Annotated in this window: 14 protein-coding genes and 1 rRNA gene; 4 read left to right on the top strand and 11 right to left on the bottom strand. The window is 74.4% G+C overall.

The window, feature by feature from the left end; all coding sequences use genetic code 11:
* Nucleotides 1-81 precede the first annotated feature (81 nt).
* Nucleotides 82-2,040 carry a glycoside hydrolase family 15 protein gene (locus ACZ6R9_RS32000; protein WP_465542218.1) on the top strand — a complete coding sequence of 653 codons (1,959 nt, stop codon included), beginning with the start codon at nt 82-84 and terminating at the stop codon, nt 2,038-2,040.
* 6 nt (nt 2,041-2,046) lie between these two features.
* Here ACZ6R9_RS32000 and ACZ6R9_RS31995 read toward each other — a convergent pair whose 3' ends face one another.
* The 3 genes from ACZ6R9_RS31995 to yczE form a co-directional block, all read right to left on the bottom strand.
* Complete coding sequence (locus tag ACZ6R9_RS31995; protein WP_465542143.1) at nt 2,047-3,207, bottom strand: glycosyltransferase family 4 protein; 1,161 nt, start codon at nt 3,205-3,207, stop codon at nt 2,047-2,049.
* Nucleotides 3,208-3,352: 145 nt separating this feature from the next.
* Complete coding sequence (recN, locus tag ACZ6R9_RS31990) at nt 3,353-5,086, bottom strand: DNA repair protein RecN (protein ID WP_380488644.1); 1,734 nt, start codon at nt 5,084-5,086, stop codon at nt 3,353-3,355.
* Nucleotides 5,087-5,150: 64 nt separating this feature from the next.
* A complete protein-coding gene (gene yczE, locus ACZ6R9_RS31985; RefSeq protein ID WP_380488628.1) occupies nt 5,151-5,804 on the bottom strand; it encodes a membrane protein YczE in 654 nt (217 codons plus the stop codon).
* Between the two features lie 113 nt (nt 5,805-5,917).
* Between yczE and yczR the strand changes: the two genes are divergently transcribed.
* On the top strand, nt 5,918-7,393 hold the full coding sequence (yczR, locus tag ACZ6R9_RS31980) for a MocR-like transcription factor YczR (RefSeq protein ID WP_465542141.1): 1,476 nt from the start codon (nt 5,918-5,920) through the stop codon (nt 7,391-7,393).
* A gap of 243 nt (nt 7,394-7,636) precedes the next feature.
* Here yczR and ACZ6R9_RS31975 read toward each other — a convergent pair whose 3' ends face one another.
* The 4 genes from ACZ6R9_RS31975 to ACZ6R9_RS31960 form a co-directional block, all read right to left on the bottom strand.
* A complete protein-coding gene (locus tag ACZ6R9_RS31975) occupies nt 7,637-8,539 on the bottom strand; it encodes an NAD kinase (protein WP_380488626.1) in 903 nt (300 codons plus the stop codon).
* 91 nt (nt 8,540-8,630) lie between these two features.
* Complete coding sequence (locus ACZ6R9_RS31970) at nt 8,631-9,437, bottom strand: TlyA family RNA methyltransferase (protein WP_380488625.1); 807 nt, start codon at nt 9,435-9,437, stop codon at nt 8,631-8,633.
* 36 nt (nt 9,438-9,473) lie between these two features.
* Nucleotides 9,474-9,629, bottom strand: a complete 156-nt coding sequence (locus ACZ6R9_RS31965; protein WP_380488624.1) for a hypothetical protein — start codon at nt 9,627-9,629, stop codon at nt 9,474-9,476.
* Nucleotides 9,622-10,449: a hypothetical protein gene (locus ACZ6R9_RS31960; protein ID WP_465542138.1), complete on the bottom strand. Its 828-nt coding sequence runs from the start codon at nt 10,447-10,449 to the stop codon at nt 9,622-9,624. Before ACZ6R9_RS31960 ends, ACZ6R9_RS31965 begins: the two co-directional genes overlap by 8 nt.
* Nucleotides 10,450-10,634: 185 nt before the next feature.
* Here ACZ6R9_RS31960 and ACZ6R9_RS31955 point away from each other — a divergent pair, with 185 nt between their 5' ends.
* On the top strand, nt 10,635-10,982 hold the full coding sequence (locus ACZ6R9_RS31955) for an SCP2 sterol-binding domain-containing protein (protein WP_465542136.1): 348 nt from the start codon (nt 10,635-10,637) through the stop codon (nt 10,980-10,982).
* Between the two features lie 597 nt (nt 10,983-11,579).
* Here ACZ6R9_RS31955 and ACZ6R9_RS31950 read toward each other — a convergent pair.
* Together ACZ6R9_RS31950 and ACZ6R9_RS31945 are read right to left on the bottom strand one after the other, a co-directional pair.
* Nucleotides 11,580-12,611 carry an HAD-IIA family hydrolase gene (locus ACZ6R9_RS31950; protein ID WP_465542134.1) on the bottom strand — a complete coding sequence of 344 codons (1,032 nt, stop codon included), beginning with the start codon at nt 12,609-12,611 and terminating at the stop codon, nt 11,580-11,582.
* A gap of 87 nt (nt 12,612-12,698) precedes the next feature.
* Entirely contained in the window at nt 12,699-13,205 is a 507-nt protein-coding gene (locus ACZ6R9_RS31945; protein ID WP_380488619.1) for a tetratricopeptide repeat protein, read from the bottom strand.
* Between the two features lie 108 nt (nt 13,206-13,313).
* On the opposite strand from ACZ6R9_RS31945, the gene ACZ6R9_RS31940 reads away from it, so the two are divergent.
* Nucleotides 13,314-14,669 (top strand): DUF1015 family protein, encoded by a 1,356-nt coding sequence (locus tag ACZ6R9_RS31940; RefSeq protein ID WP_380488618.1) that lies wholly within the window; start codon nt 13,314-13,316, stop codon nt 14,667-14,669.
* A 78-nt stretch (nt 14,670-14,747) separates the two neighbouring features.
* On the opposite strand, the gene ACZ6R9_RS31935 is transcribed toward ACZ6R9_RS31940, so the two are convergent.
* Together ACZ6R9_RS31935 and rrf are read right to left on the bottom strand one after the other, a co-directional pair.
* Nucleotides 14,748-15,626, bottom strand: coding sequence for a tetratricopeptide repeat protein (locus ACZ6R9_RS31935; RefSeq protein ID WP_380488643.1), 879 nt, complete (start codon nt 15,624-15,626; stop codon nt 14,748-14,750).
* A 1,623-nt stretch (nt 15,627-17,249) separates the two neighbouring features.
* A 5S ribosomal RNA gene (gene rrf, locus ACZ6R9_RS31930) occupies nt 17,250-17,335 on the bottom strand; the annotation flags it as partial.

The following is a 17,335-nucleotide window of genomic DNA, read 5'->3' as shown; positions in this document are numbered from 1 at the left end:
ACCCGAATCAACGTATTCTGCTCAAACGTCGACATCCTCGCCCGACCCCCGACCCGTGCGCACCGCCGCCGCCGGGGCACGCTGGGCCGCTGGGAACGGAGAGCCATGGCCGGTCGCATCGAGGACTACGCGCTCATCGGGGACATGCAGACCGCAGCGCTGGTCCGCCGGGACGGCGCGGTCGACTGGCTGTGCCTGCCGCGGTTCGACTCGCCGGCGGTGTTCGCGGGGCTGCTCGGCACCGACGAGCACGGCTTCTGGCGGATCGGCCCGGCGCTGCCCGTCGAGCCGCCGCCCGCCGCCGCCCCGCCGCGCCGGGGCCTGCTGGACGCCGGTGAGCCGCGCGTCCCGCCGACCGCCGCCGCGCCCGCGCTGCCCTGCGACCGGCGCCGCTACCGGGACGACTCGCTGATCCTGGAGCAGGAGTGGGACACCCAGGGCGGCACCGTCCGGGTGATCGACTTCATGCCGCCGCGCCACCTGCTCGGCACCCCCGACGTGCCGCAGATGATCCGGATCGTGGAGGGCCTGGCCGGCACCGTCCGGATGCGCTCGGCGGTGCGGATGCGGTTCAGCTACGGCCGGGTCGTGCCCTGGGTGCACCGGGTGGAGCAGCCCGGCGGCGGGCACCGCACCGTCGCGGTGGCCGGCCCCGACTCGGTGTGGCTGGACGGCCGGGCCGAGACCTACGGCCGCGACCTGACCACGTACGCCGACTTCACCGTCACCGCCGGTGAGCGGATCGCCTTCGGGCTGACCTGGAAGGCCTCGCACGAACCGGCCCCGGCGCCGCCGGACGCCGAGGAAGCGCTGGAGAACACCGAACGGTTCTGGCGCGAGTGGGTCGAGCAGTGCCGCTACCGGGGCCCCTACCGGGAGGCCGTGATCCGCTCGCTGATCACCCTGAAGGCGCTCACCTACGCCCCCACCGGCGGCATCGTCGCCGCCCCCACCACCTCGCTGCCGGAGGACCTCGGCGGCGAGCGCAACTGGGACTACCGCTACACCTGGCTTCGGGACGCCGCGATCACCCTGTCCTCGCTGCTGCGCACCGGCTACCGCGAGGAGGCCCGCGCCTGGCGCGAGTGGCTGCTGCGCGCGGTGGCCGGCGACCCGGAGAACCTGCAGATCATGTACGGCATCGCCGGGGAGCGCGAACTCACCGAGTCCTCGCTCGACTGGCTGCCCGGCTACGAGGACTCCCGCCCGGTCCGGGCCGGCAACGGCGCCGCCGGGCAGCTCCAGCTCGACGTGTACGGGGAGGTCGTCGAGGCGCTGCACCTGGCCACCATGTCGGGCCTGGCCCGGCACGATCACGCCCACCAGCTGCAGCTGCGCCTGATCGAGTACCTGGAGGACCACTGGCGCAACCCCGACGAGGGCATCTGGGAGGTCCGCGGCCCGCGCCGGCACTTCGTGCACTCCAAGGTGATGGCCTGGGTCGCCGTCGACCGGACCCTCAAACTGCTGGAGCAGATGGAGAACGTGCCGCCGGGCCTGGCGGAGCGCTGGCAGAAGCTGCGCGCGGAGATCCACGCGGACGTGTGCGCCAAGGGCTACGACCCGGACCGCAACACCTTCACCCAGTACTACGGCGGCCAGGAGCTGGACGCCTCGCTGCTGCTGATCCCGCAGGTCGGTTTTCTGCCGCCGGACGACAAGCGGGTGATCGGCACCATCGAGGCGATCCAGCGCGAGCTGTCCACCGAGGACGGGTTCGTGCTGCGCTACCCGACGCACGACGATGATCTGGGGAGCACCTCCAAGAACGTCGACGGGCTGTCGGGGCACGAGGGGGCGTTCCTGGCCTGCTCGTTCTGGCTGGCCGACGACCTGGCGATGATCGGCCGGGTCGGCGAGGCCCGCGAGCTGTTCGAGCGGCTGCTGGCGCTGCGCAACGACCTGGGGCTGCTCGCCGAGGAGTGGGACCCGCGGGCGCGCCGTCAGGTCGGCAACTTCCCGCAGGCGTTCAGCCACGTGCCGCTGATCGACACGGCGCTGCGGCTGACCGCCGCGGGCGGGCTGGACCTGTCGCACTGACGGGTGTCAGCGTCGGCGCTGCACCAGTTCGTCGTAGATGGACAGCACCTGGGCGACGGTGGCGGCCTCGTCCGGCCAGGTACGGGCCTGGGCGCGGCCGGCGTCCGCGAGTTCCGCGCACCGCTTGTCGTCGGCGAGCAGCTCGCGCACCGCGCCGCCGAGCGCCCGCGGGTCGGCGAACGGGACCAGCACCGCGGCGTCGCCGACCAGCTCGGGGACGCCGCCCACGGCGGTGGCGACCACCGGCACGCCGGCCCGCATCGCCTCCTGGGCGACCAGCGAGCGGGCCTCCCAGCGGGAGGAGAGCACCACCAGGTCGGCGGCGGCCAGCAGCTCGGGGATGTCGGTGCGGTGGCCGAGCACCTCCACGGGCAGCTTCTCGGCGCGCACCTGCTCGGCCAGTGCCTGCCGCTCGGGGCCGTCACCGGCCAGCAGCACGTGCGGCATCGGTTCGCCGGGCGCCGCGAAGTACGGGACGGCGTCGAGCAGCAGCGCGAAGCACTTCTGCGCCACCAGGCGGCCGATCGCCAGCACCACGGGGCGGCCGTCGTCGCCGCCGGGCAGCGCGGCCCGGGCGGCGGCGCGGTCGAGGCCGGCGGGCGGCAGCGGCGGGGCGGCGACCGGGCCGAGCCGGGCGTCGGTGGCGCCCAGTTCGCGGGCCCGGGCGACCAGGTCGGAGGACGCGCCGAGCACCAGGTCGGCGGCCCGCACCACCCGGCGTTCCATCAGGCGCTGCAGGCGGCGGTCCAGGCCGGTGGCGAGCAGCGCGTGGTGCGAGGTGACCACCAGCGGGGTCTCCGGGCGGAGGCCGGGGAACCGGCCCGCGGTGCGCAGCGCCAGGTCGGACAGCAGGCCGGCCCGCAGGCCGTGCGCGTGGACGACGTCGGCGCCGGTGAAGGCGCGGCGCAGCTCGCCGATCGCGAGGGCGTCGGAGCGGGCCCCCGAGGTGGGGGTGATGTCCACCGTGTGCAGGCGGGCACCGGCCGCGGAGAACCCGTAGCGGCGGTCGGCGCCCTCCGGCGCGCAGACCGTGACCGTCACCCCGTGGGCGACCAGACCCTGCGTCAGGGAGCGCACGTGCGCGCCGATCCCGCCCGTCGCGGCGGCCAGGACGAGCACCACGTGCAGCTGGGGGGCCGCGGCGGCCCGGGCGGCGGAATGGTCCACGTCGTTTTCGCTCCGGCTCGTAGTCAGCTGGTGTCCGCTCGCCACGATGCCAGGTCGGTCGCCCTCTTGGACAGTCGGCACCGCTGCGGCGCGTCGCCCGGGCGTGCGAACCCGGGCGACGCGTGCGGAGCGGACGGTGGTGCCGTCAGCGGGCCCGGGCGGTGCGGGCGGCCTCCAGCAGTTCCTCGGCGTGCGCCCGGCCGAGCTCGGAGTCCTCCAGGCCGGCGAGCATCCGGGACAGCTCGCGCACCCGCTCCTCGTCGCTGAGGGTCTTCACGCCACTGCGGGTGACGGTGCCGTCGTTGGTCTTCTCCACCACCAGGTGCCGGTCGGCGAACGCGGCGACCTGCGGCAGGTGGGTGACCACCACCACCTGGGCGCTGCGGGCGAGCTTGGCCAGGCGGCGGCCGATCTCCACGGCGGCCTTGCCGCCGACGCCCGCGTCGACCTCGTCGAACAGGTAGGTCGGCACCGGGTCGGCGCCGGCGAACACCACCTCGACGGCCAGCATGACGCGGGACAGCTCGCCGCCCGAGGCGCCCTTGGCGATCGGGCGGGGCTGCGCGCCGGGGTGCGGGGCGAGCAGCACCTCGACCTCGTCCACACCGTGCGGGCCGTAGGAGACGGTGCGGCCCTCGACCTCGATGCCGGACAGGTCGTCGACCTGGCTGATCGCGAAGGTCACCCGGGCGTGCGGCATGGCGAGTTCGGCGAGCTCGTCGGAGACGGCGGCGGCGAACTTGTCGGCGGCGGCGTGCCGGGCGCTGGACACCTCGGCCGCCAAGTCGGCCAGCTGGGTGCGCAACTCGGTTTCCTGGGCGCCGAGTTCGTCGATCCGCTCGTCGTCGCCGTCGAGTTCCAGCAGCCGCACCGAGCCGGCCTCGGCCCAGGCGATCACCTCGGCGAGGGTGCCCTCGGTGCCGGAGTACTTGCGCACCAGGTGGGCGAGGACGGCGCGGCGGTCCTCCACGGCGGCCAGGCGCACCGGGTCGGCGTCCAGGTCGTCGGCGTACCCGGCGAGGTCGCCGGCCACGTCGGCCAGCAGGTAGCCGACCTCGCCGAGGCGGTCGGCAAGCTGGGCGAGGCGCTCGTCGTGGTGGCGGACGGCATCCACGGCGCGGCGGGCCTGGGCGAGCAGGGTGCCGGCGTCCACCGCCTCCGGGTCGGCGGGGTCGCCCGCCAGCGCGGCGTGCGCCAGCGTCGCGGCGGAGGACAGCGCGTCGGCGTGGCCCAGGCGCTCGGCCTCCACGGCCAGCTCGGCGTCCTCCCCGGCGACGGGTTCGGCGGCGGCGATCTCCTCCAGGCCGAAGCGCAGCAGGTCGGCCTCCTGGGCGCGTTCGCGGGCCCGGGTGGTCAGCTCTTCCAGCGTCGCGGACACCTCGCGCAGGGTGCGGTACACCTCGCGGTAGCGGGCCAGCGGCTCGGCGACGGCCTCGCCCGCGTACCGGTCGAGCGCGCCGCGCTGCCGGGAGGGGCGCAGCAGCCGCTGCTGGTCGGTCTGGCCGTGCACGGCGATCAGGTCCTCGCCGAGCTCGGCGAGCAGCCCGACGGGCACCGAGCGGCCGCCGACGTGCGCCCGGGAGCGGCCCTCGGCGGAGACGGTGCGGCTGATCAGCAGTTCGCCGTCGTCGAGTTCGGCGCCCGCCTCCTGGGCGCGGGCCACCACCGGGGAGGCCGGGTCGAGGGCGAGCCGGCCCTCGACGACGGCCCGCGCGGAGCCGTTGCGCACCAGCGCCGGGTCGGCCCGGCCGCCGAGCAGCAGCCCGAGGCTGGTCACCACCATGGTCTTGCCGGCGCCGGTCTCACCGGTGACGGCGGTGAAGCCGGGCGCGAGTTCGACCACCGCGTCGTCGATGACACCCAGATCCCGTATCCGCATCTCGTCCAACACGGAGACGACCTTACGAGGTTCCACCGTCGGTTCGCGACGACCGCCCCCCGGTTCACCCGACAGTGGCGGCGGCAGCGGGCTCGGGCACCGTGAGGCGCGGCAGGAAGAACTGCACCAGCGGGCCGATCGCCAGCGCGTAGGCGACCGTGCCGACGCCGAAGGTCCCGCCGAGGGCGATGCCGGCCGCCAGCACGGTCAACTCGATGCCGGTGCGGATCAGCCGCACGGAGCGGCCGGTGCGCCGGTGCAGGCCGGTCATCAGGCCGTCGCGCGGGCCGGGGCCGAGCCGCGCCCCGATGTACAGGCCGGTCGCCACCGCGTTGAGCACGATGCCGGCCGCCAGCAGCGGGATCCGGGCGGCGAGCGCGTGCGGGTGCGGCAGCAGCGCCAGGGTGGCGTCCATCGCGACGCCGAGGACGGCCACGTTGCCGACCGTGCCGATGCCCGGTTTCTGCCGCAGCGGTATCCACAGCAGCAGCACCAGCACACCGACCAGCGTCACCCAGGTGCCGACGCTCAGGCCGAGGTGCCGGGCCAGTCCCTGGTGGAAGACGTCCCACGGGTTGCCGCCGAGCGAGGAGCGCAGCACCAGGGCCATCGAAACCCCGTACAGCACCAGGCCGGCGGCGAGCTGCACCAGGCGGCGGGGCAGGTCGGTGGAGTTCGCACGCCCGGTTTTCGTGAGGGGGGGCAGGGAGACCGCCATCGGGTGGACCTCTTCTCGTACGGTGCTTGCCGTTCCTCGGCAGTGAACGCCACTATGGGCAGTCCAAATGGGCACCCGACAGGGCCAATCCGATCCGAGTGGACTGATTTCCGATGGCCGAGTGGCACAGCACCCTGACCCCGCACGCCCTCGCCCGCCAACTCCCCCCGGCGGACGGCCGCCACCCCGCCTACCGGGCACTCGCCGACCGGGTCTCCCGGCTGGTCGCCGACGGCCGCCTCCCGGCCGGCACCCGGCTGCCCGCCGAACGCGAACTCGCCGCCGAACTCCGGCTCAGCCGCACCACCGTCGCCGCCGCCTACCAGGCGCTGCGCGCCGACGGCTTCCTGCGCTCCCGGCGCGGCGCCGGCTCCTGGACGGCCCTGCCCGAAGGCACCCGGCCGCCCGCCGACGCCCTGCACCCGCTCGGCCCCGACCGGCCCGGCGGCGAGCTCGACCTGGGCCTGGCCGCGCCCACCGCCCCGCCGCAGCTCACCGAAGCCGCCGCCCACGCCCTCGACCGGCTGCCCGCCTACACCGGCGGCCACGGCACCTACCCGACCGGCCTGCCCGTACTGCGCGAGGCCGTCGCCCGCCGCTTCACCGAGCGCGGTCTGCCCACCGGCCCCGACCAGATCCTGATCACCACCGGCGCGATGAGCGCCCTGCACCTGGCCCACCACGCCCTGCTGAGCCGCGGCGACCGGGTCGCCGTCGAAGCACCCAGCTACCCCAACACGCTGCGCGCCCTGGACCGCCACGGCACCCGCCTGGTGCCCGTCCCGTTCGCCACCGACCCTGCCGGGCAGGCGGGTTGGGACCTCGCCCAGTGGCAGCGGGTGCTCCGCGGCGCCGCCCCGAAACTCGCCTCCACCATCCCCGACTTCCAGAACCCCACCGGCGCCCTGATCGACGAGGACCAGCGCCGCACCCTGCTCGCCCACGCCCGGGCCGCCGGCACCGCCGTCCTCGCCGACGAGACCTGCGCCGAACTCGGCTGGGGAGTCGACGACTCCCAGCTGCCCCGGCCGCTGGCCGCACTCGACCGCGACGCCCGGGTGATCACCATCGGCTCGGCCGGCAAACTGCTCTGGCCCGGCCTGCGGGTCGGCTGGCTGCGCGCCCAGCCGTCCCTGATCCGTCAACTCGCCACCGACCGGGCGCTGTTCGACCTCGGCACCCCGGTCCTCGACCAGCTGATCACCGCCCGCCTGCTGACCCACCACCTGCCCGCCGTCCGCGCCGAACGGCACGCCGGACTGCGCGCCACCGCCGAGGCCTTCGCCGACGCCCTGCCCCGGCACTTCCCCCGCTGGCGCTTCACCCTCCCACCCGGCGGCCTCTGCCTCTGGGTGGCCACCCCCGGCCTGCCCGCCACCGCCCTCGCCCGGGCCGGCGAACGCCTCGGCGTCCGAATCGCCTCCGGCGCCCGCTTCGGCACCGACGGCGCGTTCGAGGAGTACCTCCGCCTCCCCCTCACCCTCCCCACCGCCCACGTCCCCAACGCCCTGCACCGCATCGCCGAGGCCGCCGAACTCGCCCGCAACGAACGCTTCGCGACGGCGGACCCGGAACCGTGCAGCCTCTGACGGCGGGTGCACAGGCAGGGTTGGGGAGAACTTGCGCGAAAGCAGGTGGGCGCGAAGACAGGGGCGCGGGGAACTGCGCGAAGGGGAACGCACCCGTCGGAAAGATCGCAACGCAGGGCAATGACTTGCACGTGATCGCGACCTTGCGGACGTGATGTGCGCTTGTCGCGCAGTTCTCCCCCAGCCCTGGCGGGCCGGGAGGTACCCCCACGCGCCCCTGTTCTCGCGCCCGCCTGCGTCTCGTCAGGCCCTTCCCGACCGCCCCCGCCAGCCCGTCACCGGCAGCGCGAACTTCGCGACCAGCCGGTCCGTGAACGGCGCCCGGTGCAGCCGTGCCAGCCGCACCGGCGTCTTGCCTCGCCGCACCTCCACCCGCGCCCCGGCCGGGAGTTCGACCGAGCGCCGACCGTCGCACCACAGCACGCCGTGCGGCGTCTTCGGCTGCACCTCCACCGCCAGCACCGAATCCGGCGAGGTCACCAGCGGACGGGCGAACAGCGCGTGCGCACTGATCGGCACCATCAGCAGCGCCTCCACCTCCGGCCACACCACCGGCCCGCCGCCGGAAAACGCGTACGCCGTCGAACCGGTCGGCGTGGACAGCACCACCCCGTCGCAGCCGAAGTTCGACACCGGGCGGCCGTCCACCTCGGTGACCACCTCCAGCATCCGCTCGCGCGCCGCCTTCTCCACCGAGGCCTCGTTCAGCGCCCAATCCTCGTGCAGCACATCGCCGTTGGTGCGCACGAGGACGTCGATGGTCATCCGTTCCTCGACCGCGTAGTCGGCGTCCACCACCCGGTCCACCACCGTCGCCAGGTCGTCGCGCTCCGCCTCCGCGAGGAAGCCGACCCGGCCCAGGTTGATGCCGAGCATCGGCAGCCCCGACTCGCGGGCCAGCTCCGCCCCCCGCAGCAGCGTGCCGTCCCCGCCCGCGACCAGGATCAGCTCGCAGCCGTCGGCCGCGCCCGGCCCGCCCGGCACCAGCTCCACCCCGTCCGGCAGGTCCAGGCCCACCGCCTCCGCCTCCAGCAGCCGGATCCGGATCTCCGCCTTCAGCAGGCCGTCCACCAGCCCTTCCACACTGCGCAGGGCGGCCTCCCGGCCGGTGTGCGCGATCAGGAAGACCGTACGACGATCGCTCATTGCCCGCTGCCCTCTCCCTACGCCCGCCGGACCCTGCTGGCCCGGACGTGGCATGCCAGTCTGCGCAACGCTCGGACGCCTGCCAAGTACCCTACTTGGGGCCCTCCGCCACGGCCCGGTCCGCGTCGGCCGGATCCAGCTGCTCCGCATCCCGGCGCAGCCACAGGAAATACTCCACGTTCCCCGACGGCCCCGGCAGCGGAGACGCCGTCACCGCCCGCACACCAAGGCCCAACTGCCAGGCCTGCGACGCCACTTGGCGGATCGTCTCGGCCCGCAGCTCGGGCGAGCGCACCACGCCGCCCGAACCCAGCCGCTCCTTGCCGATCTCGAACTGCGGCTTCACCATCAGCACCAGGTCGGCGTCCGGCGCCGCGCAGCCGGCCAGCGCCGGCAGCACCAGGCCCAGCGAGATGAACGACAGGTCGCCCACCACCAGATCGACGAGCGTCCCGCCGATCAGCTCCGGCGTCAGCTCCCGCACGTTGGTGCGGTCCATCACCGTCACCCGCTCGTCGCTCTGCAGCGACCAGGCGAGCTGCCCGTAGCCGACGTCCACCGCCAGCACGTGCGCCGCGCCCGCGCGCAGCAGCACATCGGTGAACCCGCCCGTGGACGCCCCCGCGTCCAGCGCCCGCCGGCCCTCCACCACCAGGCCCTGCGGAACGAAAGCGGCGAACGCGCCCGCCAGCTTGTGACCGCCCCGCGACACGTACTCCGGGTCCGCGTCGTCCTTCGCGACCACCACCGCCGCCGCCGTCTCCACCTGCGTCGCCGGCTTGGTCGCCACCGTGCCGCCCACCGTCACCCGGCCCGCCGCGATCAGTTCGCTCGCATGCTCCCGCGACCGGGCCAGCTTCCGCCGCACCAGCTCCGCATCCAGACGGCGTCGTGCCACTGCCACTACTACGTCAGCTCCCACATTCCGCAATCGTCACTCGCGGTCCAGCGCCGCGAGGGTCGCGGCGAGCCGCGCATGAACATCTTCGTACACCTCGACCCGCTCCCCCGCCCCCGCCCCGTCCGCCTCCCCCAGCCGGGCCAGCACCTCGTCCACCTCGGGCTCGCCCGTCCACTGCATCTCACTCACCGCCGGCGTCCCCGCCCTCGGGCTTCGCGGTGGTCTTCCGGGCGGCGGTCTTCCTCACCGGCTTCGCGGCCGACGTGCCGTCAGCGGCCTTGGTGCGCTTCGACGCGGCCTTGGTCGCCGACGTCGGCATCAACACCGACTTCTGCGCCGCCACGGACTTCCGTACGGGCGCGGCCTTCTTCGCCTGCGCGGGCAGCGGGGCCGACGGGCTGTCCGCAGGGGCGGCCTTCTTCGCCGCCGCCGTCTTCTTCGCGGGGGCGGCCTTCTTGGCGGCGGCCTTCTTCGCCACCGTCTTCGGCGTCGCCGGGGCCTTCCGCGGCACCGAACGCTTGGCCGCCGCCTGCTTGGCCGCCGCGCCCTTGCGGGCAGTCGCCCGCTTCACCGGCGGCACCGGCGGCTCGGGCTCCGCAGCCGGCTCCACCACCGGCTCCGCGTCCCACCCGGCGTCGAACAGGCCCTTGGCCCGAGCAGCCGGCCGGACCACCGGCTCCTCCTCCGGCTGCTCCTCGGGCTCGGCCGCGACGGTCGGCTCGTCGACCTCGCGCAACTTCGACTCCAGGAAGCTCAGTACCACGCCGACCTTCACCACCTGGTCGCCGACCTTCTCGAAAACCCGGTCGACCTCGCCCTTGGCGGCGCCCGCGAGCCCCATTCCGGCGCTCACGGCCTGCTCGGCCAGCGTCCGCAACTGCTCGACCCCCGGCGGGAGTTCACCGGTCCGCCGACGCAGCTCCTCGGCCGCGTCCTGCACCCGGCGGCTCGCCTCCTCGGCGAGCTCCGTCGCGACCACCACCACACCCCGCACCGCATCCCGCAGCATCCCCAACGCCTCCTCCGCGGGCACCGACTGCCCGCCCTGACGCTACCCCGTCCTACGCCCCACCCGTACGCGCATTCCCCACCCGCCCCACGGTCGGCCCCCTCACCCCACCCGGCCGACACGTCCCCCGGGCGCGTTAGCGTGGAACACCGCACCGACCACCGAGACAGGAGTACGCCGCACCCATGGCCACCATCGAGGAGTGCCGCAGCGCACTGGAGCAGCTCAGCCGCAACCTCGCCGGCGCGAACGGCGACGTCCGCAAGGCCGCCGCCCTCGACCGGTCGCTCAGCTGCCACCTCACCGACCTCGACCTGACCTTCACCGGGCGGCTCACCGGCGGGCAGCTCACCGGCATCACCGAAATCCCGGGCCCGCCCACCGCCAAGGCCGACATCCGGCTCACCACCACCGGCGTCGACCTGGTCGCTCTGGTCGACGGCAAGCTGGCGTTCCCCACCGCCTGGGCCACCGGCCGCCTCAAGCTCGACGCGAGCTTCCTCGACCTGCTGCGTCTGCGCAGCCTGCTCTGACGCGGGCGCTCACCCGCAGAACTGCTGCGCCACCGGCCCGCTCGTCGCTGGCGGCAGTGGCTCGGCGGTCGTCCCCGCCGCCCGCTCCACTCGCAGCTGCGAGGTGGCCGGCAGGCTGCCCTTCGCCGACGTCAGGCAGTACCGGCGCGTCCCGCCCGGCACGTCCGCGGTGCCGACGTCGATCAGCCGCGCCGACCAGGGTCCGCAGTGCAGGTCCAGCGGTCCGCTCGCCGCCGGCGGTGAGCACCGCCGCCCAGCCGCCCGCCCGGCTGCGACCAGCGAAAGGCCACCGCCTGCTCCGTCCGCCCGACCTCCCGGAACGAACCCGCCACCGGCTCCTGCGCGGTCAGGCCTCGCACCAACGGGTCGGGCTTCACCGGCGGGCTGCTCGTCGGAACCCAACTCCCACCCTGCGCCCAGTCGACCGTTCCGTGTTTGTACCCCACCAGCAGCAACGCCAGCACGATCACCACCAGCCCGACGCCCCGCCCCACCGTACGTCTGCGCGTCATCCCGCCTGGACGATCCGAAGCCGCACCGGGGACACCCGCTGCGACGATCCGTCAACCGACCGTCACCGCACGGCAGTTCGGGCCGTCAGAGCAGCGCCAGCGCCTTCGTCCCGTCCGGCGCCGCGCCGTTCGCGTCCGCCCAGGTCCAGGCCGCCGCGCACAGTGCCCGCAGGGCGTCGATCCGCTCGCCGGTGCCGTCCAGGGTCAGCGCGCCGCCGTCCACGCCGGCCTGCCAGCCGCCGCAGGCGAACCGGCCGTCGCCCAGCTCCGCCACCTCGGGCTGCGGCTCCAACAGGCCCCGCAGGTCGTCCGAGAGGTACGTCGGGCGGTGCTGCACGGGGGCGGCCAGCAGCAGTTCGGGTGTGGTGACGCCGGTGAAGACCAGCAGCGAGTCCACGCGGCCGTTGAACGCGCCCTCGATGTCGGTGTCGAGGCGGTCCCCGACCACCAGCGGATGCTTCGCGCCCGTCCGCAGCACCGTCTCCCGGTGCATCGGCGGCAGCGGCTTGCCCGCCACCTCCGGCGTCACGCCCGTGGCCGCCGACACGGCCGCGACCAGCGTCCCGTTGCCCGGGGCGATGCCGCGTGCCGTCGGGATCGACAGGTCGGTGTTCGAGGCCACCCAGGGCAGGCCCCGGCCCACCGCGTAGGAGGCCTCCGCGAGGTCCGCCCAGCCCACCGACGGGTCGTAGCCCTGCACCACCGCCGCCGGGTCCTCGTCCAGGGAGCGCACCGGCACCAGCCCGCGCTCCTCCAGCGCCTCCACCAGCCCCGCTCCGCCGATCACCAGCACCCGTGAGCCCGCCGGCACCTTCTCCGACACCAGCCGCGCCGCCGCCTGTGCCGAGTTGATCACATCGGCCGGCTCGGCCGGCACCCCCAGCTCCGACAGGTGCGCCGCCACCACGCGCGGCGGGCGGGACGCGTTGTTCGTCACGTACGCCAGCCGCATCCCCTCCGCCCGCGCCCGCTCCAGCGACTCCACCGCGTACGCGATCGCGTGCGGCCCCGCGTACACCACGCCGTCCAGGTCCAGCAGCGCCGTGTCGTACGCCTCCGTCAACGCCACCGCACTCCCCCGCGGCACGCTCCGCACCCGGCCGGCGCTCTCCGCCATCACACCGCTCCCTGTCACCTCGAACCGATCGACCCCGCCACCTTAGGGCCTGTCTTCGAACCCGCGCCGCAGCTTCGAGGACAGCTCCTAAGGCCTGTCCGGATCCTCCGGCGGCGCCAAATACCCCGGCGCACCCGGCTGCAGCGGGCCGAACGCCCCCGCCCTGGCCGCCAGCGTCGCCCGGGTCTGCCGCAACGCCGCCGCGTAGTGCTTGTTGCCGGGCTGCATCGCCACCGCCAGCGCCAGGTGCTCCGCCGACGACTCGAAGTCCCCCAGCCGGGCCGCCGCCACACCCCACCCGAACTGCGCGTAGTCGTCCGACGGGTCCGCCTCCGCCACCGCCCGGAAACTCCCCAGCGCCGCCGCATACTGCCCGGCGTCGAACTGTGCCCGCGCCAACGCCTCCCGGATCGACCGCGACCCCGGCTCCGCCTCCGCCGCCCGCGCCAGCAACTGCACCGCCGCCGCCGGATGCCGCTCCTCCAACAACCGCACCCCGCGCCGGAACCAGTCGTACACCCCGCCGCCCGGTGCCCCCGCAGCACTTCCCGAAGAGGCCGCCGCGCCGTCGCCGTCGTGGCTCCCGTAGCTCATCCGCAACTCCCCGCTCTCCCGTTCGGCACCCACCGCCCCGCCCGCGACCGGAAACAGCCGCGTGCATCGCGATCTCCCAACAAGGAGTACCCGGCTAACATGCCCAGGATGAGCGCCCCTCGTGCCGAAATCGGCAACGAGCCCTCGGGCGGCCCCGGAGACCCCGGGCACGTCGCCACCGCAGGGCTGTCCCTGTCCCCGTTCCGCGGCCTGCGCTACGACCCCCAGCGGGTCGGCGACCTGGCCGCGGTGACCTCACCCCCCTACGACGTGGTGGACCCCGGACGGCGCCAGGACCTGGAGACCTCGGACCCGCACAACATCGTCCGCCTCATCCTGCCGCGCCCCGAACCGGAGGACTCCGGCCTCCGCCCCGACCGCGACACCCGCTACCGGCACGCGGCACGCCTGCTGCGCGACTGGCGCGACCAAGGCATCCTCACCGCCGACCCCCGGCCCGCCCTGTACGTCTACGAGCAGCACTCCCCCACCGGCGACCTGCAACGCGGCCTGATCGGAGCCCTCGCCGTCAGCGGCCGCGAAGCCGGCGTCGTCCTCCCCCACGAGGACGTCATGCCCAAGCCCGTCGCCGACCGGGTCGGCCTGATGCGCACCACCCGCGCCAACCTCGAACCCCTGCTGCTCACCTACCGCGGCCACGGCCGGGCCGCCGAGGTCGTCGAACGCGCCGCCGCCGGCGAACCGCTGCTCCACGTCACCACCTCCGACGGCACCCACCACCGCCTGTGGGCCGTCACCGCCCCCGCCGACCTGACCGCGATCAGCCGCGACCTCGCCACCTGCCGCGCCCTCATCGCCGACGGCCACCACCGCTGGGAAATGTACCTGCGGCTCCAGCGCGAGCACCGCCACCTGCCCCGCAGCCCCTGGGACCGCGGCCTGGTCCTGCTGGTCGACACCGACCGCTACCCGCTGCGGGTCCGCGCCATCCACCGCGTCCTGCACCGGCTGCCCCTGCACGCCGCGATCGCCGCCCTCGACCCCGACGTCTGGCAGCTCACCGAACTCCCCGGCTCCCTCGACGACGCCCTCAAGGCCCTCGGCGAGGCCCGCACGGACGCCCGCAACGCCTTCGTCCTCACCGCCGGCGACGACCGCTACCTGCTGCTCACCGGCCCCGACGAACGCACCCTCGACGCCACCGTCCGCACCGACCGCCCCCAGGAGTGGCGCCACCTCGACGCCACCGTCCTGCACGCCACCCTGCTCGACCGCACCTGGCACGTCCCCGACAGCCCCGAGCACATCGGCTACCTGCACTCCGCCGAGGCCGCCGTCCGCGAGGCCGCCCGCACCGGCGGCACCGCCGTGCTGCTCCACCCCGTCGAGGAACGCGTGGTCCGCCGGCTCGCCGAACAGGGCGTCACGATGCCCCGCAAGTCCACCTCCTTCGGCCCCAAACCGGCCACCGGACTGGTTCTGCGCTCCCTCGAACTCGGCTGACAAGGCAAACCCGGCTGACAACGCGAGACGGCCCCCGCTCCTGTCCGGAACGGGGGCCGTCTGCTTGCCGATCGGGGATCAGGCCTGCTTCGGCTTCTCCTCGAAGGAGTCCTCGTCGTACTCCTCGTCGATCTCGAGGTCGTCGTCGTCGTAGAACTCCTCGACGTCCTCCTCGTCCTCGAAGATCATCCGGTCGTCGCCGATCTCGTCCTTCGCGATCGGCTTGCGCGCCGGCTCCTCGGACTCCACGGCCTCGTTCTCGGCGTCCTCGTCCAGCGCGTCGGTGAACTCCACGCCGTCGATCTCCGCCAGCCGCTCGGACGCGTTGGTCGAGCCGTCCGAGTCCGCCTCCACGGCCTTCACGAACCACTCACGGGCCTCGTCCGCCCGACCCGCCGCGACCAGCGCGTCGGCGTACGCGTAGCGCAGGCGCGCCGTCCACGGGTGGATCGCCGAGGACGCCAGCTCCGGGCTCTGCAGCGTCACCACCGCCGCGTCGAACTGCTCCAGGTCCGCGCGGGCACCCGCCGCGACCAGGCGCATCTCGACCTGACCGGCCTTGTCCAGCTGCTTCACCTCGGGCTCGCCGGCCATCGCCAGCGCCCGCTCCGGACGGCCCAGACCACGCTCGCAGTCCGCCATCACCGGCCACAGGTCCACCCGGCCGGTCATCCGGCGCGCCGCCCGGAACTCGGTCAGCGCCTCGGAGTACCGCTGCGTCATGTACGACGCGAACCCGGCCGCCTCACGGACGCTCGCCACGCGCGACGCCAGCCGCAGCGCGACGCGCGAGTAGTTGTAGGCCTCCTCCGGCTCGCTGTCGAGCAGCCGCGCGACCATCACCAGGTTGCGCGCCACATCGTCGGCGAGGGTCTTCGGCAGGCTCTTCAGGTCCTGACGGACATCCGCGTCGATCTCGAACCCGGTCACATCGTCCGGGATCGGCAGCCGGCGCACCGGCTCCGGCCGGCGCTCGTCCTGCTCCCGACGGAAGCCACCACGGTCGTCCCGGCCACCCCGGTAACCGCCACGGTCGCCCCGGTCGTCACGGGAACGGAACCCGCCACGGTCACCGCGGTCGTCGCGACGGAAGCCGCCGCGGTCGCCCTGCGGACGCTCGTCCCGACCCCGGTAGCCGCCGCCCTGCGGACGGTCCTCGCGGGAACGGAAACCACCCTGCGGACGGTCCTCGCGGGAACGGAAACCACCCTGCGGACGGTCCTCACGGGAACGGAAGCCACCCTGCGGACGGTCCTCGCGGCGCTCGAAGCCACCGGTGCGCTGCGGACGGTCGTACCCGCCACGCTCGTCGCGGTCCCGCCCGTACGACGGACGGTCACCACGGTCATCCCGACGGAACCCACCACGGTCGCCCTGCGGACGCTCGTCACGACGCTCGTACGACGGACGGTCGCCACGGTCGTCACGGCGGAAGCCGCCCTGCGGACGCTCGTACGACGGACGGTCGCCACGGTCGTCCCGACGGAACCCACCGCGGTCGCCCTGCGGACGCTCGTCACGACCCCGGTAACCGCCACCCTGCGGACGGTCCTCGCGGGGACGGAAGCCGCCCTGCGGACGGTCCTCACGGCGCTCAAAGCCACCGGTGCGCTGCGGACGGTCGTACCCGCCACGCTCGTCGCGGTCCCGCCCGTACGACGGACGGTCACCACGGTCGTCCCGACGGAACCCACCACGGTCGCCCTGCGGACGCTCGTCACGACCCCGGTAGCCACCGCCCTGCGGACGGTCCTCACGGGAACGGAAACCACCCTGCGGACGGTCCTCACGACGCTCAAAGCCACCACTGCGCTGCGGACGGTCGTCGAACGACCGCTCCTCGCGCGGACGGTAGCCACCACGGTCGTCCCGGCCCCGGTAGCCGCCACCCTGCGGGCGGTCGTCCCGACGGAAGCCACCGCGGTCGCCCTGCGGACGCTCGTCACGGCCCCGGTAACCGCCGCGATCGCCCTGCGGGCGGTCGTCACGCGAGCGGTAGCCACCGCCGGCGCCGCCACCGTACGACGGACGGTCGCCACGGTCGCTGCGGTAACCCCCGCGATCGCCCTGCGGGCGGTCGTCACGGGAACGGTAGCCACCGCGGTCGCCACCGCCGTACGACGGACGGTCGCCACGGTCGCTGCGGTAACCCCCGCGGTCGCCGCCACGGTCACCACGGTCGTCCCGACCGCGGTAGCCGCCGCCTTCGCCACGGTCGTCACGACGCGGGCCGCGGTCGTTCGACCAGCCCCCGCGCGACCTGGGCTCGTACCCCCGGCCGCCGTCGTTACGGCGCTCGGGCCGGTCCTGGGGCGGGTTCGACATGCTGGTGACTCCTGTCTGCACACTGCTGGCTCTAGAGGCGCCACTGCCGATCCATCGACACCAGCGCGCGATCCGGACGAGCCCCGAAGCCCACCTGGGTCCGGTACGTCCGTCTTGTCCATTGTCCGGCACACGGACGGGCACCGCGTCCGGGTGCCCGACTGCCGTCCGCCGGCGGTATGTTCGGCTGAAAAAGCCCAACAAAAAAGGCCGAGGCCCCAGCTCATCGCTGGGGCCTCGGCCTTTTGAAGAATTGTTCGGCGGCGTCCTACTCTCCCACAGGGTCCCCCCTGCAGTACCATCGGCGCTGTGAGGCTTAGCTTCCGGGTTCGGAATGTAAC

The organism is Kitasatospora sp. NPDC048662 (assembly GCF_055587065.1).
Note: the sequence above shows the minus strand (reverse complement) of the source record. Positions and strands in the feature narration are given on the sequence as shown.